At 71.9% G+C, this 21703-nt stretch carries 18 protein-coding genes; 8 read left to right on the top strand and 10 right to left on the bottom strand.

All coding sequences use genetic code 11. The features are described from left to right. Positions 1–7: 7 nt before the first annotated feature. Positions 8–772: a hypothetical protein gene (locus ACZ5WK_RS27410; RefSeq protein WP_465551053.1), complete on the bottom strand. Its 765-nt coding sequence runs from the start codon at positions 770–772 to the stop codon at positions 8–10. Positions 773–1026: 254 nt separating this feature from the next. Between ACZ5WK_RS27410 and sdhC the strand changes: the two genes are divergently transcribed. From sdhC to ACZ5WK_RS27430, 4 genes are read left to right on the top strand one after another with little or no spacing between them, the layout of a single operon-like run. Beyond that, complete coding sequence (gene sdhC / locus ACZ5WK_RS27415) at positions 1027–1407, top strand: succinate dehydrogenase, cytochrome b556 subunit (RefSeq protein WP_360631421.1); 381 nt, start codon at positions 1027–1029, stop codon at positions 1405–1407. Positions 1408–1415: 8 nt separating this feature from the next. Beyond that, positions 1416–1907 (top strand): succinate dehydrogenase hydrophobic membrane anchor subunit, encoded by a 492-nt coding sequence (locus tag ACZ5WK_RS27420; RefSeq protein ID WP_465551055.1) that lies wholly within the window; start codon positions 1416–1418, stop codon positions 1905–1907. A 32-nt stretch (positions 1908–1939) separates the two neighbouring features. Further along, positions 1940–3682: a succinate dehydrogenase flavoprotein subunit gene (gene sdhA / locus ACZ5WK_RS27425; RefSeq protein ID WP_465551057.1), complete on the top strand. Its 1743-nt coding sequence runs from the start codon at positions 1940–1942 to the stop codon at positions 3680–3682. Continuing rightward, the gene (locus tag ACZ5WK_RS27430) at positions 3682–4455 is read left to right on the top strand and encodes a succinate dehydrogenase iron-sulfur subunit (RefSeq protein WP_396321388.1); all 774 of its coding nucleotides are present in this window, start codon (positions 3682–3684) and stop codon (positions 4453–4455) included. Before sdhA ends, ACZ5WK_RS27430 begins: the two co-directional genes overlap by 1 nt. A gap of 73 nt (positions 4456–4528) precedes the next feature. Here ACZ5WK_RS27430 and ACZ5WK_RS27435 read toward each other — a convergent pair whose 3' ends face one another. Continuing rightward, a complete protein-coding gene (locus ACZ5WK_RS27435; protein ID WP_396321389.1) occupies positions 4529–4786 on the bottom strand; it encodes an SCO4848 family membrane protein in 258 nt (85 codons plus the stop codon). A 144-nt stretch (positions 4787–4930) separates the two neighbouring features. Between ACZ5WK_RS27435 and ACZ5WK_RS27440 the strand changes: the two genes are divergently transcribed. Then, positions 4931–6160 (top strand): D-alanyl-D-alanine carboxypeptidase family protein, encoded by a 1230-nt coding sequence (locus ACZ5WK_RS27440; RefSeq protein WP_465551060.1) that lies wholly within the window; start codon positions 4931–4933, stop codon positions 6158–6160. A 22-nt stretch (positions 6161–6182) separates the two neighbouring features. Here ACZ5WK_RS27440 and ACZ5WK_RS27445 read toward each other — a convergent pair whose 3' ends face one another. Together ACZ5WK_RS27445 and ACZ5WK_RS27450 are read right to left on the bottom strand one after the other, a co-directional pair. Beyond that, positions 6183–7181: a YihY/virulence factor BrkB family protein gene (locus ACZ5WK_RS27445; RefSeq protein WP_465551062.1), complete on the bottom strand. Its 999-nt coding sequence runs from the start codon at positions 7179–7181 to the stop codon at positions 6183–6185. A 68-nt stretch (positions 7182–7249) separates the two neighbouring features. Continuing rightward, positions 7250–8248 (bottom strand): glycosyltransferase family 2 protein, encoded by a 999-nt coding sequence (locus tag ACZ5WK_RS27450; protein ID WP_465551064.1) that lies wholly within the window; start codon positions 8246–8248, stop codon positions 7250–7252. Between the two features lie 195 nt (positions 8249–8443). Here ACZ5WK_RS27450 and ACZ5WK_RS27455 point away from each other — a divergent pair, with 195 nt between their 5' ends. Then, positions 8444–12016, top strand: a complete 3573-nt coding sequence (locus ACZ5WK_RS27455; protein WP_465551067.1) for a bifunctional glycosyltransferase/CDP-glycerol:glycerophosphate glycerophosphotransferase — start codon at positions 8444–8446, stop codon at positions 12014–12016. A 285-nt stretch (positions 12017–12301) separates the two neighbouring features. Continuing rightward, complete coding sequence (locus ACZ5WK_RS27460) at positions 12302–14800, top strand: CDP-glycerol glycerophosphotransferase family protein (RefSeq protein ID WP_465551069.1); 2499 nt, start codon at positions 12302–12304, stop codon at positions 14798–14800. Between the two features lie 7 nt (positions 14801–14807). Here the strand turns inward: ACZ5WK_RS27460 and ACZ5WK_RS27465 are convergent, their stop codons facing one another. The 6 genes from ACZ5WK_RS27465 to ACZ5WK_RS27490 all read right to left on the bottom strand — a co-directional run bounded on the left by ACZ5WK_RS27465 (position 14808) and on the right by ACZ5WK_RS27490 (position 20329). Beyond that, on the bottom strand, positions 14808–15362 hold the full coding sequence (locus tag ACZ5WK_RS27465) for a 2'-5' RNA ligase family protein (RefSeq protein WP_396321396.1): 555 nt from the start codon (positions 15360–15362) through the stop codon (positions 14808–14810). Further along, positions 15359–16399 (bottom strand): tryptophan--tRNA ligase, encoded by a 1041-nt coding sequence (trpS, locus tag ACZ5WK_RS27470; protein WP_465551072.1) that lies wholly within the window; start codon positions 16397–16399, stop codon positions 15359–15361. Before trpS ends, ACZ5WK_RS27465 begins: the two co-directional genes overlap by 4 nt. 30 nt (positions 16400–16429) lie before the next feature. Then, on the bottom strand, positions 16430–17752 hold the full coding sequence (locus ACZ5WK_RS27475; RefSeq protein ID WP_396321398.1) for a hemolysin family protein: 1323 nt from the start codon (positions 17750–17752) through the stop codon (positions 16430–16432). A gap of 73 nt (positions 17753–17825) precedes the next feature. Further along, positions 17826–18818 (bottom strand): malate dehydrogenase, encoded by a 993-nt coding sequence (locus ACZ5WK_RS27480; RefSeq protein WP_465551074.1) that lies wholly within the window; start codon positions 18816–18818, stop codon positions 17826–17828. 213 nt (positions 18819–19031) lie between these two features. Beyond that, positions 19032–19454, bottom strand: coding sequence for a DUF3017 domain-containing protein (locus ACZ5WK_RS27485; protein WP_465551076.1), 423 nt, complete (start codon positions 19452–19454; stop codon positions 19032–19034). A gap of 20 nt (positions 19455–19474) precedes the next feature. Next, positions 19475–20329, bottom strand: a complete 855-nt coding sequence (locus tag ACZ5WK_RS27490) for a bifunctional methylenetetrahydrofolate dehydrogenase/methenyltetrahydrofolate cyclohydrolase (protein WP_396321401.1) — start codon at positions 20327–20329, stop codon at positions 19475–19477. Positions 20330–20880: 551 nt separating this feature from the next. On the opposite strand from ACZ5WK_RS27490, the gene ACZ5WK_RS27495 reads away from it, so the two are divergent. Next, positions 20881–21633 (top strand): RDD family protein, encoded by a 753-nt coding sequence (locus tag ACZ5WK_RS27495; RefSeq protein WP_465551079.1) that lies wholly within the window; start codon positions 20881–20883, stop codon positions 21631–21633. Positions 21634–21703 lie beyond the last annotated feature (70 nt).

Consider the following 21703-nt stretch of genomic DNA (forward strand, 5'->3'; position numbering starts at 1 on the left):
ACCGGGCTCACCTCTTCGCCTGCGCGGCGCGGAGCTTGGCCACCTGCTGCCGGACGATCCGCTCGTCCGGCACCGTGGCCGGCTCCGCGCCGACGCCCACCGTGGTGAAGACCGCCAGCGCCGGGCCGACCCGGGCCACCACCGCACGCTGGGAGAGCACCACCGAGCCCGATTCATTCGTCAGAGTGAACCCGGTGGCCGCGTCGGCTCCCCCGGGCGTGGGCGTGTCGGCCCGGGTCAGCCGGTGCCTGGTCCGCACCCCCTTCCGTGACCTGTCCGCCGGCGGCGGCGGTGCGGTGGAGGTGAACGAGGCGCACGGACCGAACAGCTTCTCCAGGTCCGCCTGCAGCTGAGCCGCCCGCCCGGCCCGGTAGCCGAGCAGCCCTCCGTACACGCCGCCCTCCGGGTCCGCCGCCCGTGCCACGCCCAGATCGGTCTCGGCGTACGGATCCCCCGGCCCGGGTGTGGGCACGGTTCCGCCCACCGAGGCGGCCGGGGTCACCGCGTCCAGCAGCGGCTGACAGGCGGGCACGTCGGCGGTCTCCCGTGCGCCGCCCGATCCGGTCTCGCCGTGACCGGGCTTCATCACCGTCACCGTGTAGCCGGGCCCGAGGTCGGCGTCGGCCACCGCGGCCGCCCGCAGCTCGGCGGCGGACAGCTCGCGCCCGGGCCCGGCCTGGTCGGCCGAGCCGCCGACCGTGGTGCAGCCCGCCGCGAGCAACAGGGCGCAGACGACGAAGGGGGCGGGCGGGCGGGACGGTCGGAGCGGCACGGCGGCCTCGGCAGGGTGTCGGTGCGGGAGGGGGCCGCTACGGTAGCGCAACCGGACGCTCACCCTGCGTGCCGATTTCGGGCGGGGTTCCCACCCGACTAGGCCAGTCGTGCCTGATTGATCACACCTCGGGCCCCCGGAGGCGGTTGGCGAGACGGCGTCGATAGGATGCTCGCGGCCGGTGGACCGTACCCGGCCGGGCTGACCGACACCGAAGCCGGCCGAGCCCCCAATCGCTTCCGGAGGGTTTTTCCGTGCCGGCTGGAACGTTGTACCGCGGCCGGGAAGGCATGTGGAGCTGGGTGGCTCATCGAGTCACCGGCGTCCTCATCTTCTTCTTCCTGTTCGCTCATGTCCTGGACACCGCACTGGTGCGGGTGTCGCCCGAGGCGTACGACTCCGTCATTCAGACGTACAAGACGCCGCTGGTGAACCTGATGGAGTACGGCCTGGTGGCCGCCATCCTGTTCCACGCTCTCAACGGCCTGCGGGTCGTCGCCGTCGACTTCTGGTCGAAGGGCCCGAAGTTCCAGAAGCAGATGCTCTGGACCGTGGTCGGGGTGTGGGTCGTCCTGATGGCCGGCGCCTTCTACCCGATCCTTCAGCACACGCTGACCTCCTGGTTCGGGAAGTGATCTGAGACATGTCCACGGAAATCTCCGACGCCCTGGTGGTCCCCTCCGCCCAGGCGCACACCGGCAAGGGTCTCGGCACCGGCAACCCGGCGGACGAGTTCGTCATCGAGCCGGCCCGCCAGCGGACCAAGAGGACCCCGCGCCGCACCCGCACCAACTTCGAGATGCTGGCCTGGCTCTTCATGCGCCTGTCCGGCATCGTCCTCGTGGTGCTGATCCTCGGCCACCTGCTGATCATGCTGGTGCTCGACGGCGGCGTCTCGAAGATCGGCTTCGCCTTCGTGGCCGGCCGCTGGGCCTCGCCGTTCTGGCAGGGCTGGGACCTCCTGATGCTCTGGCTCGCCATGCTGCACGGCGCCAACGGCATGCGGACGGTCATCAACGACTACGCCGAGAGGGACTCCACCCGGCTCTGGCTGAAGGGCCTCATGGGCGCCGCCACGGTCTTCACCGTGCTGCTCGGCACCCTGGTCATCTTCACCTTCGACCCGAACATCTAATCGGCAGAGGCCAGAGGCGAGTTAGAACCCCCATGCAGATTCACCAGTACGACACCGTCATCGTCGGCGCCGGCGGCGCCGGCATGCGCGCGGCCATCGAGTCGACCCAGCGCAGCCGCACCGCGGTGCTCACCAAGCTCTACCCCACCCGGTCCCACACCGGCGCGGCCCAGGGCGGCATGTGCGCCGCCCTCGCCAACGTCGAGGAGGACAACTGGGAGTGGCACACCTTCGACACGGTCAAGGGTGGTGACTACCTGGTCGACCAGGACGCCGCCGAGATCATGTGCAAGGAGGCCATCGACGCCGTCCTCGACCTGGAGAAGATGGGCCTTCCCTTCTCCCGCACCGAGCAGGGCCGGATCGACCAGCGCCGCTTCGGCGGCCACTCCCGCAACCACGGCGAGGCCCCGGTCCGCCGTTCCTGCTACGCGGCCGACCGCACCGGTCACATGATCCTCCAGACGCTGTTCCAGAACTGCGTCAAGCACGGCGTCGAGTTCTTCAACGAGTTCTACGTCCTCGACCTGCTGATCAACGAGGGCAAGACGTCCGGCGTCGTCGCCTACGAGCTGGCCACCGGCGAGATCCACGTCTTCCAGGCCAAGTCGGTCGTGTTCGCCTCCGGCGGCACCGGCAAGTTCTTCAAGGTCTCCTCCAACGCCCACACCCTCACCGGTGACGGCCAGGCCCTGGTCTACCGCCGCGGCCTGCCGCTGGAGGACATGGAGTTCTTCCAGTTCCACCCGACGGGCATCTGGCGCATGGGCATCCTGCTCACCGAAGGCGCCCGCGGCGAGGGCGGCATCCTGCGCAACAAGGACGGCGAGCGCTTCATGGAGCGCTACGCCCCCGTCATGAAGGACCTCGCGTCCCGTGACGTCTGCTCCCGCGCGATCTACACCGAGATCCGCGAAGGCCGCGGCTGCGGTCCGGACGGCGACCACGTCTACCTGGACCTCACCCACCTGCCGCCGGAGCAGCTGGACGCCAAGCTCCCGGACATCACGGAGTTCGCGCGCACCTACCTCGGCATCGAGCCCTACACGGACCCGATCCCGATCCAGCCCACCGCGCACTACGCCATGGGCGGCATCCCGACCAACGTCGAGGGTGAGGTCCTGCGCAACAACACCGACGTCGTCCCGGGCCTGTACGCGGCCGGCGAGGTCGCCTGCGTCTCCGTGCACGGCGCCAACCGCCTGGGCACCAACTCGCTGCTGGACATCAACGTGTTCGGCAAGCGCGCGGGCATCGCCGCCGCCGACTACGCGCAGACGGTGGACTTCACCGAGCTGCCCGAGAACCCGGCCGAGAAGGTGCAGGCGCTGGTCGACGGCCTGCGCGAGTCCACCGGCACCGAGTCGGTGGCGCAGATCCGCAAGGAGCTGCAGGAGACCATGGACACCAACGCCATGGTCTACCGCACCGGCGCCACCCTGAAGCAGGCGGTCGAGGACATCGCCGCGCTGCGCGAGCGGTACAAGAACGTCGCCATCCAGGACAAGGGCTTCCGTTACAACACGGACCTGCTGGAGGCCGTCGAGCTGGGCAACCTGCTCGACCTGGCCGAGGTGCTGGCGGTCTCCGCGCTGGCTCGCGAGGAGTCGCGCGGCGGCCACTACCGCGAGGACTTCCCGACCCGTGACGACGTGAAGTTCATGCAGCACACCATGGCGTACCAGGAGGTTGCCGAGGACGGCACCACCTCCATCCGCCTCGACTACAAGCCGGTCGTCACGACCCGCTACCAGCCGATGGAGCGTAAGTACTGATGAGCACTCCGACTGTGGAGAAGCACTCGGCCGCTCTGGACGCGGTCGAGGCGGGCGGTGTCGAGCTGATCACCGTCACCTTCCGGATCCGCCGGTTCAACCCGGAGGAGCACCCGGACCCGGTGTGGGTCGACTACCAGCTGACCCTGGACCCGAAGGAGCGCGTCCTGGACGCGCTCAACAAGATCAAGTGGGAGCAGGACGGCACCCTCACCTACCGCCGTTCCTGCGCGCACGGCATCTGCGGCTCCGACGCGATGCGGATCAACGGGCGCAACCGGCTGGCGTGCAAGACCCTGATCAAGGACGTCAACCCGGACAAGCCGATCACGATCGAGGCCATCAAGGGCCTCACGGTCCTCAAGGACCTGGTCGTGGACATGGACCCGTTCTTCCAGGCGTACAAGGACGTCATGCCGTTCCTCATCACCAAGGGGAACGACCCGACCCGCGAGCGCCTGCAGTCCGCCGAGGACCGCGAGCGCTTCGACGACACCACCAAGTGCATCCTGTGCGCCGCGTGCACGTCGTCCTGCCCGGTCTTCTGGAACGACGGCCAGTACTTCGGCCCGGCCGCGATCGTCAACGCGCACCGCTTCATCTTCGACTCGCGCGACGAGGGTGCGGAGCAGCGGCTGGAGATCCTGAACGACCGTGAGGGTGTCTGGCGCTGCCGGACCACCTTCAACTGCTCGGAGGCCTGCCCGCGTGGCATCGAGGTCACCAAGGCGATCCAGGAAGTGAAGCGGGCGCTGGTCACCCGCCGCTTCTGACCCACCGCCGAAGCGAGGGCCCGTCCGATCCTGTGATCGGACGGGCCCTCGGTCGTTCTCCGGCGGCTTCCGGTCAGCCGGCGGCCGGCTCCCGGCGGGCGGCGCGCAGGCCGCGGACGCCGACGGCACCGACGGCGATGCCGAGGAGGAAGGAGGTCACGGCGAGCAGGAGGTGGATCCAGAAGAACGCGGTGGGCTGGGAGTGGTCGCCGTCGGTAAAGGCCTGGCCGCCGGAGTCCTTCCAGAGGTTCTTGACGAAGGTGGTCCAGATGATCATGGACCAGACGCCGAAGGCGGTCAGGAACCAGGAGGTGCGGCGGCTGAGCTTCATGAGGGTCCTCAACGGGCGGTGGCGTGAAGATGCTGTGCCCTCCCAGTATGCGCAGGCGTCCGTTCGGCGTACGTCTGCCCCCTCCTGCGGAGGACGGGCCCGGAGGGGCGGACGGCGGGGGCTCCGACTGGGTACGGTCTGCGAGTGCCCAAACGTCCTAAGCTCGCACACCTGATCGCCGCGTACGTCGCGGCCCTCCCGGTTCTCCTCGCCGCCCCGGCGGCCCTCGCGGCCCCGCACGAGCCGCCACCCCCGGCGGCCGCGATCGGCGGCGAGCGGCTGGGACTCTCCGGGGTCCAGGTGGCCCCGCTGGCCGGCGCCCCGGCACTGCCGGGGGGCCTCACCGGACAGTCCTGGATAGTCGCCGACGCGGCGTCAGGAAACGTGCTCGCGGCCAGCAACCCGCATCTGCGGCTCGCACCGGCCAGCACCCTGAAGATCCTCTTCGCGGACACCGTGCTGCCCAAGTTCGACCGCAACGCGGTGCACAAGGTCGCGGACGCGGAGATCCAGGGGATCGGCGCCGGCAGCAGCCTGGTCGGCATCAAGGAGGACCTGGAGTACAAGGTCGAGGACCTCTGGCGCGGCGTGTTCCTCAGCTCGGGCAACGACGCGGTGCACGTCCTGTCGCACATGAACGGCGGTGTCCAGCAGACCGTCGCCGAGATGCAGGCCCGCGCGGACGCGCTCCAGGCGAAGGACACCAAGGTGATCTCGCCGGACGGCTACGACATGGACGGCCAGCTCTCCTCGGCGTACGACCTGACGCTGTTCGCCCGGGCCGGGCTGCGCAACCCCGACTTCCGGATGTACTGCGCCACCCGGGACGCGCTGTTCCCCGGCGCGGTGGACAAGAACACCGGCCAGCGCGGCAGTTTCGGGATCGCCAACACCGACCGGCTGCTGGGCAAGTACCCGGGCCTGATCGGCGTGAAGAACGGTTTCACCACCGAGGCCGGTTCGACCTTCGTCGGGGCGGCCGAACGGGACGGGCGCACCCTGCTGGTGACGGTGATGCACCCGTCGACGTATCAGAAGGTGTACGACGAGACGGCGGCACTGCTGGACTGGGGGTTCGCGGCGGCCGACAAGGTCACGCCGGTCGGACACCTGGTGGACGAAGCCCCGGCCGGGGGCGCCGAGCCGACGCCGACCGGGCAGGCGGGCGGCACCGCCGGGGTGCCCGCGCCGCCACCGCACCCCTCGCCCACCCCCACGGCGCAGACCGCCGCAGCCCCTGCCGCGGCCGGGGACGGCGGCGACGACGACGGGCTCGGCCCGGCCGGCTGGCTGGCGGTCGCGCTCGCCCTGACGGTGGGCGGCGTCGGCGCGCTGGTCCTGCTGCGGCGGCGCGGCCGCCCGTCGTCCGGCTGACGGAGTCGTGCGGGGCCCGGTCTCACTCCTGGGACCGGGCCTCCCCCGTACCCTCCGCCTCCGCCTTGCCCGCATCCGCCTTGCCCTCCGCCTTGCCCGCCTCCGCCTCCGCCTCGTCGGCCGCCGCCACCATCTCCCGGGCGCGCTCGCGGGCCCGGTCACGGGCGGCGGCCGGGTCGGCCGTGGCCGTCCAGGCGACGCAGTACATCAGCAGCCGGCAGACGAAGTTGATCCAGAGCAGCAACGCCACCGGCACGCCGAACGCGCCGTAGAGGCTCTTGCCGGCGACCGAGCCGAGGTAGGAGGCGAGCAGGACCTTCAGCAGCTCGAAGCCGATCCCGCCGATCAGCGCGCCCCGCAGCACGTCCCCCCGGTGCTGGCCGCGAATCCCGGGGAAGGGCGCCAGCAGGTAGGCGAAGAGCACCGTGTCGGAGGCCACCGCGATCAGCAGGCCGACGCCGGTCAGCAGATAGCCGCCGGGCCCGCCGGTGCCCAGGCCGATCCACTCGGCGATCCGGCCGGCCAGGGTCGTCCCGGCGGCGGAGGCGGCCAGCGAGAAGAGCGAGACCAGGCCCAGCCCGCAGAGCACCACGCAGTCCCGGGCCTTGCGCAGCACCGGGTTGCCGTCGTCCTCGGGCAGCTGCCAGACGTCGCGGACCGAGGTGCGCATGGTGTCCACCCAGCCGAGGCCGGAGATCAGCAGCAGCACACCGCTGACCAGCCCGACGGCGCCCGCGTTGGCCACCAGTGAGGGCAGGTTGAGCGCGTCGGAGATGCCCGGCAGCTGGTCGGAGATCCGCTTCTGCAGCTCGGCGACCCGGGTGTCGCTGAGGGTCGCGACCGCGATCGCCAGCGCCACGGTGAGCAGCGGGAAGAGCGCGAGGAACCCGAAGAAGGTGATCGCGCCGGCCAGCCGGTTGCCGCGGGCGGCGGTGAAGTGCTCGTACGCGCGGTACGGGCGGCTGCGCAGCACCCGCGCCACGAGCGGGCCGATCACCGGGAGGCGGGTCAGGAAGTCCACCCGACCGGTTATACCGGCCGTTCGCCCGAACGGCCGTCAGACTCCCCGCGCCCCGGAGGTTCGGCGCCTCAGCGCCTGACGAGCCTGCGGGCGCGGGCCAGGGCGCGGACGGCCTGGTAGGCGCCGTAGCGGCCGTGGCTGAGCAGCTCGGTGCGGACCCCGTCCACTCCGGCGGGCGGGCGGTAGCCGGCCGGGCGCAGCCGGGCGCAGTGCGCGGCTGCGCGGCGGAAGTACTCGCGGCGGTCGCCGGGCGGGACGCGGCCGGCCCTGGAGACGACGGTGTTGAGGTGGTGCAGCATCCGGCCGTAGACCACCGGCCGCCAGTGGCCGAGGTCGGGGCGGCGGTCCAGGAAGGCGAAGACCAGGTCGTACTGGGCGAAGACGTCGAAGTGCTTGCGGCTGGCGGTGGCGAGGATGTTGCCGCCCTCCTGGCGCTGGCGGTAGTGGACGCCGACCTGGTCGAGCAGGGTGATGCTCGCGGCGGCGAGCAGCGCCGGGTAGGTCCAGGGGGTGTCCTCGTAGTAGCCCGCGGGGAAGGTGAGGCGCTGCTCGGTGATGAAGCCCCGGCGGTAGGCCTTGTTCCAGACCACCTGGAGCAGGTCGAGCAGGTCGGGGCGGCGGTCGAGGTCGAAGACGTCCGGGGAGTCGGCGCCGAAGACGTGGGCAGAGGCGGCCCGGGTGATCCGGCCGTCCGCGTAGGTGCGGGCGTAGTCGTAGACCAGGATGTCCGGGTCGCCGCCGGCCGTGAGCCGGTCGTCGACGGCCTTGAGCAGGCCGGGGGTCAGCGTGTCGTCGCTGTCGAGGAAGATCACGTACTCGCCGGTGGCGACCTCCAGGCCGGCGTTGCGGGCCCGGCCGAGGCCGACGTTCTCCGGCAGGTGCAGCACCCGCACCCGGGGGTCGCCGGCGGCGGCCTCGTCCAGCAGGGCGCCGCAGCCGTCCGGGGAGCGGTCGTCCACCGCGATCAGTTCGAAGTCCGGGCCGCCCTGGCCGAGCACCGAGTCGAGGCACTCGGGGAGGTACTCCTGGACCTGGTAAACGGGGACGATGACGCTGAAGCGGGGCATGGGCACAGAGTAGTGGCCGCCCGCCCGGCCGGTCCGGCGAGGGCCCGCCGGGGCCCCGCGTCCGCCGCCCGGGCGGCTCCGGAGGGCCTCCGGAGCCGGACGGTAGGATCGGTGGGCACGTACGCACCGGTTCAAAGTGCGGTCAGACCCCGAACGGGCTGCCACGCTCCTTCCCAAGAAAGGCCTGCGTAGCCGATGGCTCCCCGCCTCTCCATCGTCGTTCCGATCTACAACGTCGAGCGCTACCTCGTGGAATGCCTCGACTCGATCGCCGCCCAGACGTTCACGGACTTCGAGTGCGTCATGGTCGACGACGGTTCGAAGGACGGCAGCGCGGCACTCGCCGAGGCGTATGCCGCCCAGGACTCCCGGTTCCGGCTGGTCCGCCAGGTGAACAAGGGCCTCGGCGCGGCCCGCAACACCGGCATCCGGCACATCGACCCGGAGGGCGAGTTCCTCTGCTTCGTCGACAGCGACGACTCGATGCCGCCGAGCGCGTACGAGCTGATGATCAACACGCTGGACGAGACGGGCTCGGACTTCGTCACCGGCAACGTGCTGCGGTTCCGCGCGGTGGGCTACTACCAGTCCGGCGGGCACGTGAAGCCGTTCAAGGAGACCAGGCTCAAGACCCACATCACCGAGATCCCCGCGCTGGTCACCGACCGCACGGCGTGGAACAAGGTGTACCGCCGGTCCTTCTTCGACGCGGCCGGCCTGCTCTACCCCGAGGGCATCCTGTACGAGGACGCCCCGGTCAGCGTGCCGCACCACTACCTCGCCAGGAGCGTGGACGTGCTCGCCGAGCCGATCTACCACTGGCGCGAGCGCGAGGTCGGCGAGATGTCGATCACGCAGATGCGCACCAACCCCAAGGGCCTGATCGACCGCGTCGCCTCGGTGGAGCTGGTCCGCGGCTGGCTGAAGAAGCAGACCGACCCGCGCTTCGCGCAGTACCTGCACTCCTACGACGAGAACACCCTCGTCGAGGAGATCCCGATGTTCTTCTGGTCCGTCGTGGACGGCGACAAGGAGTACCGGGACGCCTACCTCAAGCACGTCAGCCGGCTGCTCCGGGCGATCGGCCCCGAGCAGGTCCGCAAGCTGCGCGCGCCGCTGCGGCTGAAGTACCACCTGACCCTGGCGGGCCGGATCGACGAGTTCGTCGAGCAGATCAAGTACGAGGGCGAGAGCAACGGCGGTGTCGCGGCCCGCGGCCTGCTGCGCCCGTACGCCGACTACCCGTTCCTGCGCGGCGGGCGCAAGAGCGTGCCGGCCGGCGTGCTCAAGCTGGACAACTCGCTGGTGATGCGCAGCCGGCTCTACGAGTCGGCCTGGGCCGGCGGCAGGCTGGAGCTGACCGGGCACGCGTACCCGGAGCAGCTGGGCGCCGCCAACAAGCTCGACATGGTCCGCACGCTGGTGCTGCGCGAGACCAAGGGCCGCCGGGTGATCGCCGTGCCGATGAAGACCCAGTACAGCCCCGAGGCCACCGCCAGCTCCAAGCACGACCTGTACAACTGCGACTGGGCCGGCTTCACCGTCTCCCTCGACCCCAAGAAGCTCAAGCACCGGGGCCAGTGGAAGGACGGCAACTGGCGCGTCCTGGTGGCCGGCGCCGGCAAGGGCGGCGTCTACAAGGGCCGGGTCTCGGCCGGGTGGAGCGACACCTCCGCGTACATCCCCGCGCAGTGGGTCGAGCCGGACGTGCGGATCGTGCCGTGGGTCCGGGACGGCCACGTCTACCTCCGGGTGGAGACCGTCCGGGCGCGGGTGACCGGCCTGGCCACGCACGACGGGCGGCTGGAGGTGTCCGGCGCGGCCCGCACCGGCCCGGACCTCGCCGGGGCCCGGCTGAAGCTCACCCACGTCGAGTCCGACCGCGAGCTGCTCCACCCGCTGGAGCTCGCCTCCCCGGTCGGCACGCTGCAGCCGTTCTCGGCGTCCGTCTCGCTGGCCGAACTGACCGCCGTCCGCGAGGCCTGGGCCGAGCTCGACCCGATCGCCCCCGAGCGTGCCCGCGACCGCTGGGACACCACCCTGCTGCTCGCCGACGGCAGCACCATGCCGTTGGCCTGGGACGACCGCAACGCCCCGGCGCAGCTGCACCTGGCGCTCAACCCGCAGGCCCCGGCCGCCGAGCGCCGCGCGCTCTACTCCAAGCCCTCCCCCGGCGGCTACCTGCAGTTCTCCGACCAGCTGCTGCAGCCGGTGGTGGACGAGGTCGCCGCCCGCGGCGCCGACGGCTTCCTGCTCAGCGGTGCCTTCCCGCTGCCCGGCAACCACCGCTGGGAGCTCGTCGTGCGCCACAACTGGCGCGAGGAGGAGCACGTCTACCCGGTGGAGATCGCCGACGGCCGGTTCCGGGCCGCGCTGCCGCCGGTGCCGACGGCCTCCTTCGCCGGTCGGGTGCCGCTCGCCCAGGGCACCTGGGACGTCTTCTTCCGCCCGGTCGGGGAGCCGGCCGAGACGATCGCCACCCGGTACGCGCTGATCTCGCCGGAGTGCTTCGGCGCCCTGCCGCTGGAGGTGGAGTCGCGCGGCAAGCGGATCGTGCTGGAGCGCCGCCACTACGACGGCCTCTCGCTGGAGTCGCACTCGGCGCTGCTGCCCGAGGAGCGCAGCGGTTACCGGCAGCGGCAGCTGCGCACCGTCGACTACCCGGCGGCCCGCCGGCTGCCGGTGCGCGACACCGTGCTCTACAACGTCGCGCTCGGCGGCCTCTACGCGGACTCGCCGCGGGCGATCCACGAGGAGCTGGTCCGCCGCGGCCTGCCGCTGGAGCACCTGTGGGGCAGCGACGACCTGCAGGCCGAGCTGCCGCAGACGGCGGGCGCGATCCGGCTCTGGAGCCCCGAGTGGTTCGAGGCGCTGGCGACCGCCAAGTACATCGTCACCAGTGCGCACCTGCCCGACTTCTTCGTCCGCCGTCCCGGCCAGGTGGTCGTGCAGACCTGGCACGGCACCCCGCTGAAGCAGATCGGGTACGACTTCGAGAAGGTCTGGTTCACCGACGCCAACTACCTGAAGGGCGTCGCCAAGGAGGTCCCGAACTGGTCGATGCTGGTCGCCGGGAACACCTGGGCCGCGCCGGTGCTGCGTCGCGCGTTCGATTTCAAGGGCGAGATCCTGGAGAGCGGTTCGCCCCGCAACGACCTGCTGTTCGCGCCCGACCGGGAGAAGACCGCCGAGCAGGTCCGCGAGCGGCTCGGCCTGCCCGAGGGCAAGAAGGTCGTGCTCTACGCGCCGACCTTCCGTGAGGACCGGCGCCGCCCGAACGGCGGCTACCAGATCGACCTGCGGATAGACCTGGACGCGGCGAAGGCCGCGCTCGGCGACGACCAGGTGCTGCTGGTCCGCCGGCACAGCGTGATGTGCGGCCAGATCCCCGGAGCCGGCAACGGCTACATCTGGGACGTCGGCAGCTACCCCGACATGGCCGAGCTGCTGCTGATCGCCGACGTGCTCGTCACCGACTACTCGGCCACGCTGTTCGACTTCGCCGCGACCGGCAAGCCGGTGCTGTTCTTCACGCACGACCTGGAGCACTACCGCGACAACCTGCGCGGCTTCAGCCTCGACTTCGAGTCGGAGGCGCCCGGCCCGCTGCTGGGCACCTCGGAGGAGCTGCTCTCCGCGCTCGCCCGGGTCGACGAGGTGACCGCGGAGTACGCCGACAAGTACACGGCCTTCCGCGAGGCGTACTGCGACCTCGACGACGGCCAGGCCGCGGCCCGCGTGGTGGACGGGATGCTCCGCCAGCAGTAGTCCGCCGAAAACCGGCAGCGCCCCGGAGGCGCCCGACGCATCACGCGTCGGGCGCCTCCGGGCTTTTCTGGGAGTTATCTGGAAGGAACCTGTCCTTTACTGCCGCATTGCATTCGAACTCACGTTTCGCGAGCGAATCTCTCAGCAATTCCGCCGGACAGTTCAGTTGACCCCGCATGTCATTTCGGTATGGGATATCGAATCGGCCCCGTCCGACCAGCCGCTCGGCACGAAGGCCCCCGGGCCACCGCCACGGCCCGGGATCCCCTCCCGAAGGGCCACCACATGCCTGTCCTCACCCGGCTCGTCCTGCCGCACGCCGCCCCCCGTGCGGGCGAGGGCCCGCCGCCCGGTGACGAGGACGCCGCCTTCGGCCTGCTGCGCGCCCGCTGGACCGCCCGCGGTCTCGAACTCACCGGCTTCGCCCGCCCCCACGACCTGGACACCGCCCGGCCCGGCTCCGCCTGGACGTGGCTCACCCTGCACCGCGACGAGGACGAGCCGCCCGTCCACCTGCGGTCCAGACCCCGCCGGCTGCCCGAGGTCACCGACGACAGCGCCCAGCCCGACCACAACCACGACTGGTCCGGCTTCACCGCCCTGATCGAGCCGCGCCGGCTGCGCCGCGGCGAGGAGTGGCTCCTCGGCGACTGGCGGATCGGGGCCACCCTCTTCACCCGCCCCCGCCCGACCCGGCTGCGCCGCCAGTACGGCGCGCTCGCCCCGCACTGGTGCGGCTCCGGCGAGTACCCGCCCGCCCACTGGGTCGACCACGACGTCCGGCTCCAGCCGCACTTCGCCGACGGCCGGCTGCGGCTGCTGCTCGAACGCCCCGGTGTCCGGCTCACCCACGCCGCCCCGGCCCAGGACGGCCTCGACCTGCGCGGCACCGCCGACCACTGCCCGGCCGGCACCGTCCTGCGGCTGCGCCACCGGGAGAGCGACGCCGTCCTGCTGTGCCCGGTGGCCCGCACCGGCAACACCTTCGCCGTCCACCTGCCGAACCGGCCGTTCACCGCCGACGGGTGCGGCACCGGCGACCTGGAGCACTGGGACGCCGACCTGCTGCGCCCGGACGGCTCCGCCGAGCAGCTCACCCTGGACGAGCGCGGCGGCCCGGTGGCCGGCCAGCACCCGCTGCCCGGGCCGCACGACCGGGCGCTCCAGCTCAAGCACCTGGCCGACGGCCGGCTCCAGTTCTGCGTCCGGCGCGCCGCCGGCCACGTCGAGCGGATCGCGGTCCGGGCGGAGGGCTTCGAACTCACCGGCCGCTGCCCCGGCGCCGGGCCGCTCGAACTCGTCCTGCGCCACAGCGGCACCGGCGGCGAGGTCCGCCACCCGGTCGAACGCGGCGACGACGACCGCTTCCGGATCCGGCTGCCCGCCACCCGCACCGGCACGGACGGCATCGCCCTGCCGCTGCGCAAGGGCATCTGGGAGGCCACGCTGCGCCCCGCCGGCCGCAGCGGCCCGCAGCGCCAGCTGATCGCCGCCCCCGCCGTCCTCCCGGCCCTGCCGGCCGTCACCCGGGCCGGCGGCAAGCGGATCCTGCTCCAGCGCCGCTGGCACGACACCCTGCTGGTCGACTCCACGCCGGTGCTCACCGCCACCGAGCGCAGCGCCTGGGCCCAGGAGCGCCAGCGCACCGTCGGCTACCCCGCCGCCCGCCGCGAACCGCTGCGCGAGGCCGTGCTGTACGACGTCTTCGGCGGCCGTGGCTACTCCGACTCGCCGCGCGCCGTCCATGCCGAACTCGCCCGCCGGGGCGCCCCGTTGGAGCACCTCTGGGTGGTCGACGACGCCCAGGCCGCACTGCCCGCCGGCGTCCGCGCGGTACGGATCTGGAGCCCCGAGTGGTACCGGGCGCTGGCCACCAGCCGCTACCTGGTCGGCAACACGCACTTCCCGGACTTCCTGGAGCGCCGCCCCGGCCAGGTGGTCGTGCAGACCTGGCACGGATCGCTGCTCAAGCGGATCGCCCACGACGTCGACAACCCCTGGCTGGCCGACCACGGCTACCTGGAGGCGCTCGACCGGGAGACCCCGCAGTGGAGCCTGCTGCTCTCCCCCAGCGCCTTCGCCACCCCGATCCTGCGCCGGGCGTTCCGCTACGACGGCGAGATCCTGGAGGCCGGCTACCCGCGCGGCGACGTCCTGGCCCGGCCGGACGCCGGGCACGCCACGGCCGTCCGCCGCCGGCTCGGCATCCCGGAGGGCAAGCGGGTCGTGCTGTACGCCCCGACCTGGCGCGAGGACCAGCAGCGCGGCAACGGCGACGGCTTCCGGCTGGACCTGCGGATCGACCTCGGCCACGCCCGGAGCACCCTCGGCCGCGACCACGTGCTGCTCGTCCGCCCGCACGTGCACGTCCGCGAGCCGCTGAGCGGCGCCGGCGACGGCTTCCTGTACGACTGCGGTGACTACCCCGACGTGCAGGAGCTGCTGCTGGTCGCGGACGTGCTGGTCACCGACTACTCGTCGATCATGTTCGACTTCGCGATCACCGGCCGCCCGGTGCTCTTCTTCACCTACGACCTGGAGCACTACCGCGACACCCTGCGCGGCTTCTACTTCGACTTCGAGTCGCAGGCCCCCGGGCCGCTCGTCCCCGGCTCGCCCGAACTGCTCGCCGCGCTGCGCGGCCTCGCCGACGGCGGCGCCGAGCTGCCCGCCGGGTACGAGGAGCGCTACCGCCGGTTCCGGGCCACGCACTGCGGGCTGGACGACGGCGGCGCCGCCCGCCGGGTGGTCGACCGGATGCTCGGCGCCGGCGGCGGGGGCTGAAGCCGCGTCAGGAGAAGGCGTAGGCCCGCCAGGGCCGCCAGACCTCGTCGGCGTCGAACCGGGAGAGGCTGAAGCCCGGCACCGTGAACGCCGCCCGGAAGCCCCGGGCCTGCTCGTACGCCTGGTCCAGCACGTCCTCCGGCAGGCCGTGCGCCACCGTGACGTGCGGGTGGTAGGGGAAGGCCAGCTCCCGGGCCAGCGGGCCGGAGCGGACGTCCGCCTCCAGCAGCCGGCACTCCTGCGCGCCCTCCTCGACCCGGACGAAGACCACCGGGGAGACGGGGCGGAAGGTGCCGCTGCCCTGCAGCAGCATCCGGAACGGCCGGTGCGCGCCGGCCACCGACGCCAGGTGCTCCTCGATCTTCGGCAGCTCCGCGGCCGCCACCTCGGTCGGCGGCAGCAGGGTGACGTGCGTGGGTATCGACCGGGCCAGCGGATCGCCGTGCCCGGCCCGCGCGTCCTGGATCGCCGAGCCGTACGGATCCGGGACGCTCACGGACACGCCGATGGTGACGACCTCCGGGAGGTCGCCACCATCGGGCAGGCTCGTCAGCTGCGTCACCGCTTGGCGGCCGGAAGGAAGCCGATCCGGTCGTACACCGTCTCCAGCGTCTGCGACGCCACCTCCCGGGCCTTCTCGGCGCCGATCGCCAGCAGCCGGTCCAGCTCGGCCGGGTCGTCGAGGAAGGTTCGGGTGCGCTCCTGGAAGGGGGTGACCCACTCGGTGAACAGCTCGGCCAGCTCGGTCTTCAGGGCGCCGTACATCTTGCCCTCGAAGTGCTCGACCAGCTGGTCGATCGACTGGCCGCTGAGCGCGGAGTGGATGCGCAGCAGGTTGGAGACGCCGGGCTTCTCCGCCTCGTCGTAGGAGACGACGGTGCCGGTGTCGGTGACGGCGCTCTTGAACTTCTTGGCGCTCTTCTTCGGGTCGTCGAGCAGGTTGACCAGGCCCTTGTCCGAGGCGGCGGACTTGCTCATCTTGGCGCCCGGGTCCTGGAGGTCCTGGATCTTCGCCGTCTCCTTGAGGATGTACGGCTTCGGCACCGTGAAGGTCGGGCTGTAGCGGGTGTTGAAGCGCTCGGCGAGGTCCCGGGTGAGCTCCAGGTGCTGGCGCTGGTCCTCGCCGACCGGGACGGCGTCCGCCTGGTAGAGCAGGACGTCCGCGACCATGAGGACCGGGTAGGTGAACAGGCCGACCGTGGTGCTGTCGGCACCGTGCCGGCTGGACTTGTCCTTGAACTGGGTCATCCGGGAGGCCTCGCCGAAGCCGGTGAGGCAGTTCATCACCCAGCCGAGCTGCGCGTGCTCGGGCACGTGCGACTGGACGAAGAGCGTGCAGTGGTCCGGGTCCAGGCCGCCGCCCAGCAGCTGGGCGGCGGAGATCCGGGTGTTCTCGCGCAGCTCCTTCGGGTCCTGCGCCACGGTGATCGCGTGCAGGTCGACGACCATGTAGAAGGCGTCGTTCTCCTTCTGCAGGTCGACCCACTGGCGGACCGCGCCGAGGTAGTTGCCGAGGTGGAACGAGCCGGAGGTGGGCTGGATGCCGGAGAGAACCCGGGGACGGTCCTTGACCGGACCAGTGACCGCTGCGTTGACCATGGGGGCCATTGTTCCAGTTACAGCGACCGGTCAGGAAACGTCTTCGCCTGGAGGTTCTGCCAGTGTGACCGCACTCACCCTGACCCGGGCGATCCGCCGGCCCTCCAGCTTGGCCACCGTCAGCCGGACCTCCTCGGCACCGACCGGGATCCTGACCTGGTCGCCGTCGGCCGGCAGCCGGCCCAGCGCGGCGACCAGGCAGCCGGCCACCGTCTCGTACGGCCCCTCGGGCAGGGTGACGCCGGTCTCCTCGGTGAAGTCGCCGAGGTTCAGCAGGCCGTCCAGCTCCATGCCGCCGCCGGCCAGCTGCCGGGTGGTGCTGGGCTCCTGGGAGTCGTACTCGTCGCGGATCTCGCCGATCACCTCCTCGACCAGGTCCTCCAGGGTGACGATGCCGGCGGTGCCGCCGTACTCGTCGACCACGATCGCCAGGTGGTGGCCCTCCCGGCGCATCTCGCCCATCGCCTCCAGCACCCGCTTGGTGCCCGGCAGCAGCTTGACCGGCCGGGCCAGGTCGCGGACCTTCACGGCCTGCTCGGCGCGGGCCCCGTACAGGTCGCGGACGTGGACGAAGCCGGTCACCGCGTCGTAGCTGCCCTCGACCACCGGGTAGCGCGAGTGCGGCGAGGAGCTCGCCTGTTCGCGCACCTCGGCGAGCGGGCGCTCGGCGTCCAGGAAGGTCACCTCGGTGCGCGGGACCATCACCTCGCGCAGCTGGCGCTCCCCGGCGGAGAACACGTCGGCGATCAACGCCCGTTCGTCGCTGCCGAGTTCGGTGTTGGCGGCGACCAGCCCGCGCAGCTCCTCGGAGCTCATCGAACCGCGCCCGGCGGCCGGGTCCCCGCCGAACAGGCGGACCATCAGGTTGGTGGAGTGGCCGAGCAGCCAGATCACCGGGCGCAGCACCACCGACATCACGTCCACCACCGGGGCGGCGAGCAGCGCGATGGAGTCGGCGCGCTGCAGGCCGATCCGCTTGGGGGTGAGCTCGCCGAGCACCAGCGAGACGTAGCTGATCACCAGGGTCAGCCCGACCAGCGAGACCGCGTCGGCGACGCCCTCGGAGAGCCCGGCCCGGACGAACACGGGGGCCAGCTTTCCCGCCAGGGTGTCCGCGCCGAAGGCCGCGGACAGGAAGCCCATGCAGGTCACCCCGACCTGGACGGCGGCCAGGAAGCGGTTCGGGTCGGCCGCCAGGTGCGCCGCGCGGGCGGCCCGCCGGGTGCCGCGTGCCTCCAGCGACCGGATCTGGCCCTCGCGCAGCGAGATCAGCGAGATCTCCGCGACGTTGAACAGGCCGCCCAGCATGATGAAGACGAGGACGAGCGCCGCGTCCTCGATGGTTTCGCTCACGGGGGGTCATCCTACGCACGCGGCCCGCCGCCTCCCGGGGAGGCGACGGGCCGGTGCGTCAGCGTGGCTTCGCTCAGATCAGGCCGAGGGCCTGGACCGCGTCGCGCTCCTCGACCAGCTCGTTGACCGAGGCGTCGATGCGGCCGCGGGAGAAGTCGGAGATCTCCAGGCCCTGGACGATCTCGAACTTGCCGTCCTTGGTGGTGACCGGGAAGGAGGAGATCAGGCCGGCCGGAACGCCGTAGGAGCCGTCGGAGACGACACCCATGGAGGTCCAGTCGCCCTCGGCGGTGCCGTTGACCCAGGTGTGGACGTGGTCGATGGCGGCGTTGGCGGCGGAGGCGGCCGAGGAGGCGCCACGGGCCTCGATGATCGCCGCACCGCGCTTGGCGACGGTCGGGATGAAGTCGCCCTCCAGCCAGGCCTGGTCGGCGCCGACGGCCTCGAAGGCCGGCTTGCCGGCGATCTCGGCCTGGAAGATGTCCGGGTACTGGGTGGCCGAGTGGTTGCCCCAGATGGTGACGCGCTTGATGTCGGACACGGCGGCGCCGGTCCTCAGGGCCAGCTGGCCGACGGCGCGGTTGTGGTCGAGGCGGGTCATCGCGGTGAAGCGCTCGGCCGGGACGTCCGGGGCGTTGCGCTGGGCGATCAGGGCGTTGGTGTTGGCCGGGTTGCCGACGACCAGGACCTTGATGTCGTCCGCGGCGTGGTCGTTGATGGCCTTGCCCTGCGGGCCGAAGATGCCGCCGTTGGCCTGCAGCAGGTCGCCGCGCTCCATGCCCGCGGTGCGCGGACGGGCGCCGACCAGCAGCGCGACGTTGGCGCCGTCGAAGGCCTCGTTGGCGTTGTCGGTGATCGTGATGTCGCGCAGCAGCGGGAACGCGCAGTCGACGAGCTCCATCGCGGTGCCCTCGGCGGCCTTGACGCCCTGCGGGATCTCCAGGAGGCGCAGGTTCACCGGCACGTCGGCGCCGAGCAGGTGGCCCGAGGCGATGCGGAAGAGCAGCGCGTAGCCGATCTGGCCGGCCGCTCCGGTGATGGTGACGTTGACGGGGGTGCGGGTCATTTCTACCTTCTCCAGCAAATCGCCAGGTGCCCCAGGCACACCGGCGCACTGGAGCCGAGGACGGTCTCTCGACATCGAGAGACCCGCGTCAGGTTATCGCAAAGCGAAGCGTACGCCGCGTGTGCGGTCGTGGCTGATAGGTCACAGCGGACGGCCCCCGCCGGGAGTCTCCGGGCGGGGGCCGTCAGGGTCCGGTCGGCCGCGGTCCGGCCGTCAGCGGCGCGGACGTCCGATCAGCTGGCCGATGTTGTCGAGCAGCGGCATCTCCAGCCACGGGTTGGGCTGGGCCACCAGCGTCAGCAGCACGATCGACAGGCCCAGGAAGGACAGGACGATCACGTCGGTGAACCGGCTGCGCACCGCCAGCATGCCGACCTCGGGCAGGACCAGCCGGAGCAGGGCACCGAGCAGCACGCCGCCGCCGAGGATCAGCAGCCCGTACTTGAAGCCGTCCTTGAAGTCGGCGAACCAGGTCACGGCGAGCCCGGCGCCGACCACCAGCAGGACCAGCGTTATCGGCCACTGGCGCACCGGCAGGGCGTGCTCACGCCCCAGCGCCGCGGCCGAGCCCTCGGGGGGCAGGGTGCCGGTGGTCTTGACCGGCCTGCGCCGAGACCTCGCCGGTCGATTGCTCATGGCTCGCCGTCCCTCCGGTGTCAGATGCCGGCGCGGCGCTCGGCCGCCTCGACGATGTTGTTCAGCAGCATGGCGCGGGTCATCGGACCGACGCCGCCGGGGTTCGGGGAGATCCAGCCGGCCACCTCGGCCACGCCCGGGTGCACGTCGCCGACGATCTTGCCCTCGCTGCGGCTGACGCCGACGTCCAGGACGGCCGCGCCGGCCTTGACGTCCTCCGGCTTGACCAGGTGCGGCACGCCCGCGGCGGCCACGACGATGTCGGCCTTGCGCAGGTGGTAGCCGAGGTCACGGGTGCCGGTGTGGCAGAGGGTGACGGTGGCGTTCTCGCTGCGCCGGGTGAGCAGCAGGCCGATCGAGCGGCCGACGGTGACGCCGCGGCCGATCACGACCACCTCGGCGCCGTCGATCTCGACGTCGTGGCGGCGCAGCAGCTCGACGATGCCGAGCGGGGTGCACGGCAGCGGGCCCTGGATGCCCAGCGCGAGGCGGCCGAGCGAGGTGGGGTGCAGGCCGTCGGCGTCCTTGTCCGGGTCCATCAGCTCCAGGACCGGGTTCTGGTCGAGACCCTTGGGCAGCGGGAGCTGGACGATGTAGCCGGTGCAGGCCGGGTCGGCGTTGAGCTCGCGGACGACGTTCTCGACGTCCTCCTGGGTGGCGGTGGCGGGCAGTTCGCGCTGGATCGAGGCGATGCCGACCTCGGCGCAGTCCTTGTGCTTGCCGTTGACGTACCAGCGGCTGCCCGGGTCGTCGCCGACCAGGACGGTGCCGAGGCCGGGCGTGACACCCTTGGCCTTGAGGGCCGCCACGCGGGCGGCGAGTTCGGACTTGATCGCGGCCGCGGTGGCCTTGCCATCGAGAATCTGGGCAGTCATGACCCCATTCTCCCGGATCGCGGCAACCTGCTGCGCCAGCCCCGGCGCCGCCGCCGCGCTCAGCGCCGTGCTCCCCGTCCTGCTCCCCGCCGCGACGGCCCCGCTCCGGTACGGAACGTGCGGGCCACGTTGCGGTTGCGCCACAGTCCGGTCCGGTGCGCGGGCGCGGCTGGACAGCACCGGGCCGTCCGGTTGACGATGAGCGGGCATTCCCTGCCGCCTCCGGCCCGGTGACGGGCCGACGGACACACACCGGCGGGGGCGTACCCGGGGGAAGAACAGAGTGAGCCGACCACACCACGCCGTGCCGCCCGACCACTACGGCCGCATGTTGCCAGGACCGCAGCCGTCGATGCTCCCGTTCACACCGTCGCCCCGACTCCCACCGTCCTCGCGGTCCTGAGCCGCGACGGCGGGCGCCCGAATCCGCGCGCCCCCGATGTCACCGCGCTCCGCTATCGTCCCGTCCGTCCGGCGTGCCCCACACCGCCGGTCCGGTCCGGGTGCCCCGCCGTCCCGTCCCTGTCCCCACATCCTGCCCGGAGGCATCGATGAGTTACCCGCCCGACCCGAACAACCCGTACGGCCAGCCGCAGCAGCCCGGTTACGGCTACCCGCAGCAGGCCCCGCCGGCCGCCGGCTACGGCTACCCCCAGCAGCCCCCGGCCCCGGGCTACGGCGTGCCGCAGCAGCAGGCGTACGGGTACGCGCCGATGCCGGGCACCATCCAGGCGAACAACGGCTACATCAACATCGCCCAGCTGGGCACGGTGAAGATCGCCACCATGGGTCAGCGGTTCGCCGCCCGGCTGATCGACGGCCTGTTCTTCGGCGCGCTGTACGCGCTCTTCACGCTGTTCGGCGTCGTCGGCGCGATGGGCGTGGCCAAGGACCAGCAGGACTGCAGCTCGAAGCTCGACTACGGCTCGTCCTACAGCGGCTCCAACTCCGCCTACTACGACTGCGTGCACCAGAACTCGCAGGCGGCGGCCGGCTGGTTCGTCACGCTGATGGTGCTGTTCGGCCTGTTCATGGCGGTCGGCCTGCTCTACGAGTGGCTGCTGGTGGCCTTCACGGGCGCGACGCTCGGCAAGTTCGCCATGGGCCTGCGGGTCGTGAAGGAGAACACCGGCCAGAACCCCGGCGTGGGCGGCGGCTTCATCCGCTTCATCATCCCGAGCGTCGGCGCGCTGCTGTGCGGCATCGGCCAGCTGCTGGTCTACCTGTCCCCGTTCTTCGACAACACCGGGAAGCTGCAGGGCTGGCACGACCGTGCCGCCGGCACCGTGGTGATCAAGAAGTAGCGCCCACCGGACGCAGCAGAGCGGCCCGGCTCCCCGCGAGGGGGAGCCGGGCCGCTCCGTCTGTCACACC

This window comes from Kitasatospora sp. NPDC032757 (assembly GCF_055579305.1).

Coding starts and splice junctions, on each gene's coding strand:
- ACZ5WK_RS27420 (WP_465551055.1), top strand. CDS start 1,416: ATGTCCACGGAAATCTCCGACGCCCTGGTGGTCCCCTCCGCCCAGGCG.
- sdhA (WP_465551057.1), top strand. CDS start 1,940: ATGCAGATTCACCAGTACGACACCGTCATCGTCGGCGCCGGCGGCGCC.
- ACZ5WK_RS27430 (WP_396321388.1), top strand. CDS start 3,682: ATGAGCACTCCGACTGTGGAGAAGCACTCGGCCGCTCTGGACGCGGTC.
- ACZ5WK_RS27435 (WP_396321389.1), bottom strand. CDS start 4,786: ATGAAGCTCAGCCGCCGCACCTCCTGGTTCCTGACCGCCTTCGGCGTC.
- ACZ5WK_RS27450 (WP_465551064.1), bottom strand. CDS start 8,248: ATGCCCCGCTTCAGCGTCATCGTCCCCGTTTACCAGGTCCAGGAGTAC.
- ACZ5WK_RS27455 (WP_465551067.1), top strand. CDS start 8,444: ATGGCTCCCCGCCTCTCCATCGTCGTTCCGATCTACAACGTCGAGCGC.
- ACZ5WK_RS27460 (WP_465551069.1), top strand. CDS start 12,302: ATGCCTGTCCTCACCCGGCTCGTCCTGCCGCACGCCGCCCCCCGTGCG.
- trpS (WP_465551072.1), bottom strand. CDS start 16,399: ATGGTCAACGCAGCGGTCACTGGTCCGGTCAAGGACCGTCCCCGGGTT.
- ACZ5WK_RS27480 (WP_465551074.1), bottom strand. CDS start 18,818: ATGACCCGCACCCCCGTCAACGTCACCATCACCGGAGCGGCCGGCCAG.
- ACZ5WK_RS27485 (WP_465551076.1), bottom strand. CDS start 19,454: ATGAGCAATCGACCGGCGAGGTCTCGGCGCAGGCCGGTCAAGACCACC.
- ACZ5WK_RS27490 (WP_396321401.1), bottom strand. CDS start 20,329: ATGACTGCCCAGATTCTCGATGGCAAGGCCACCGCGGCCGCGATCAAG.
- ACZ5WK_RS27495 (WP_465551079.1), top strand. CDS start 20,881: ATGAGTTACCCGCCCGACCCGAACAACCCGTACGGCCAGCCGCAGCAG.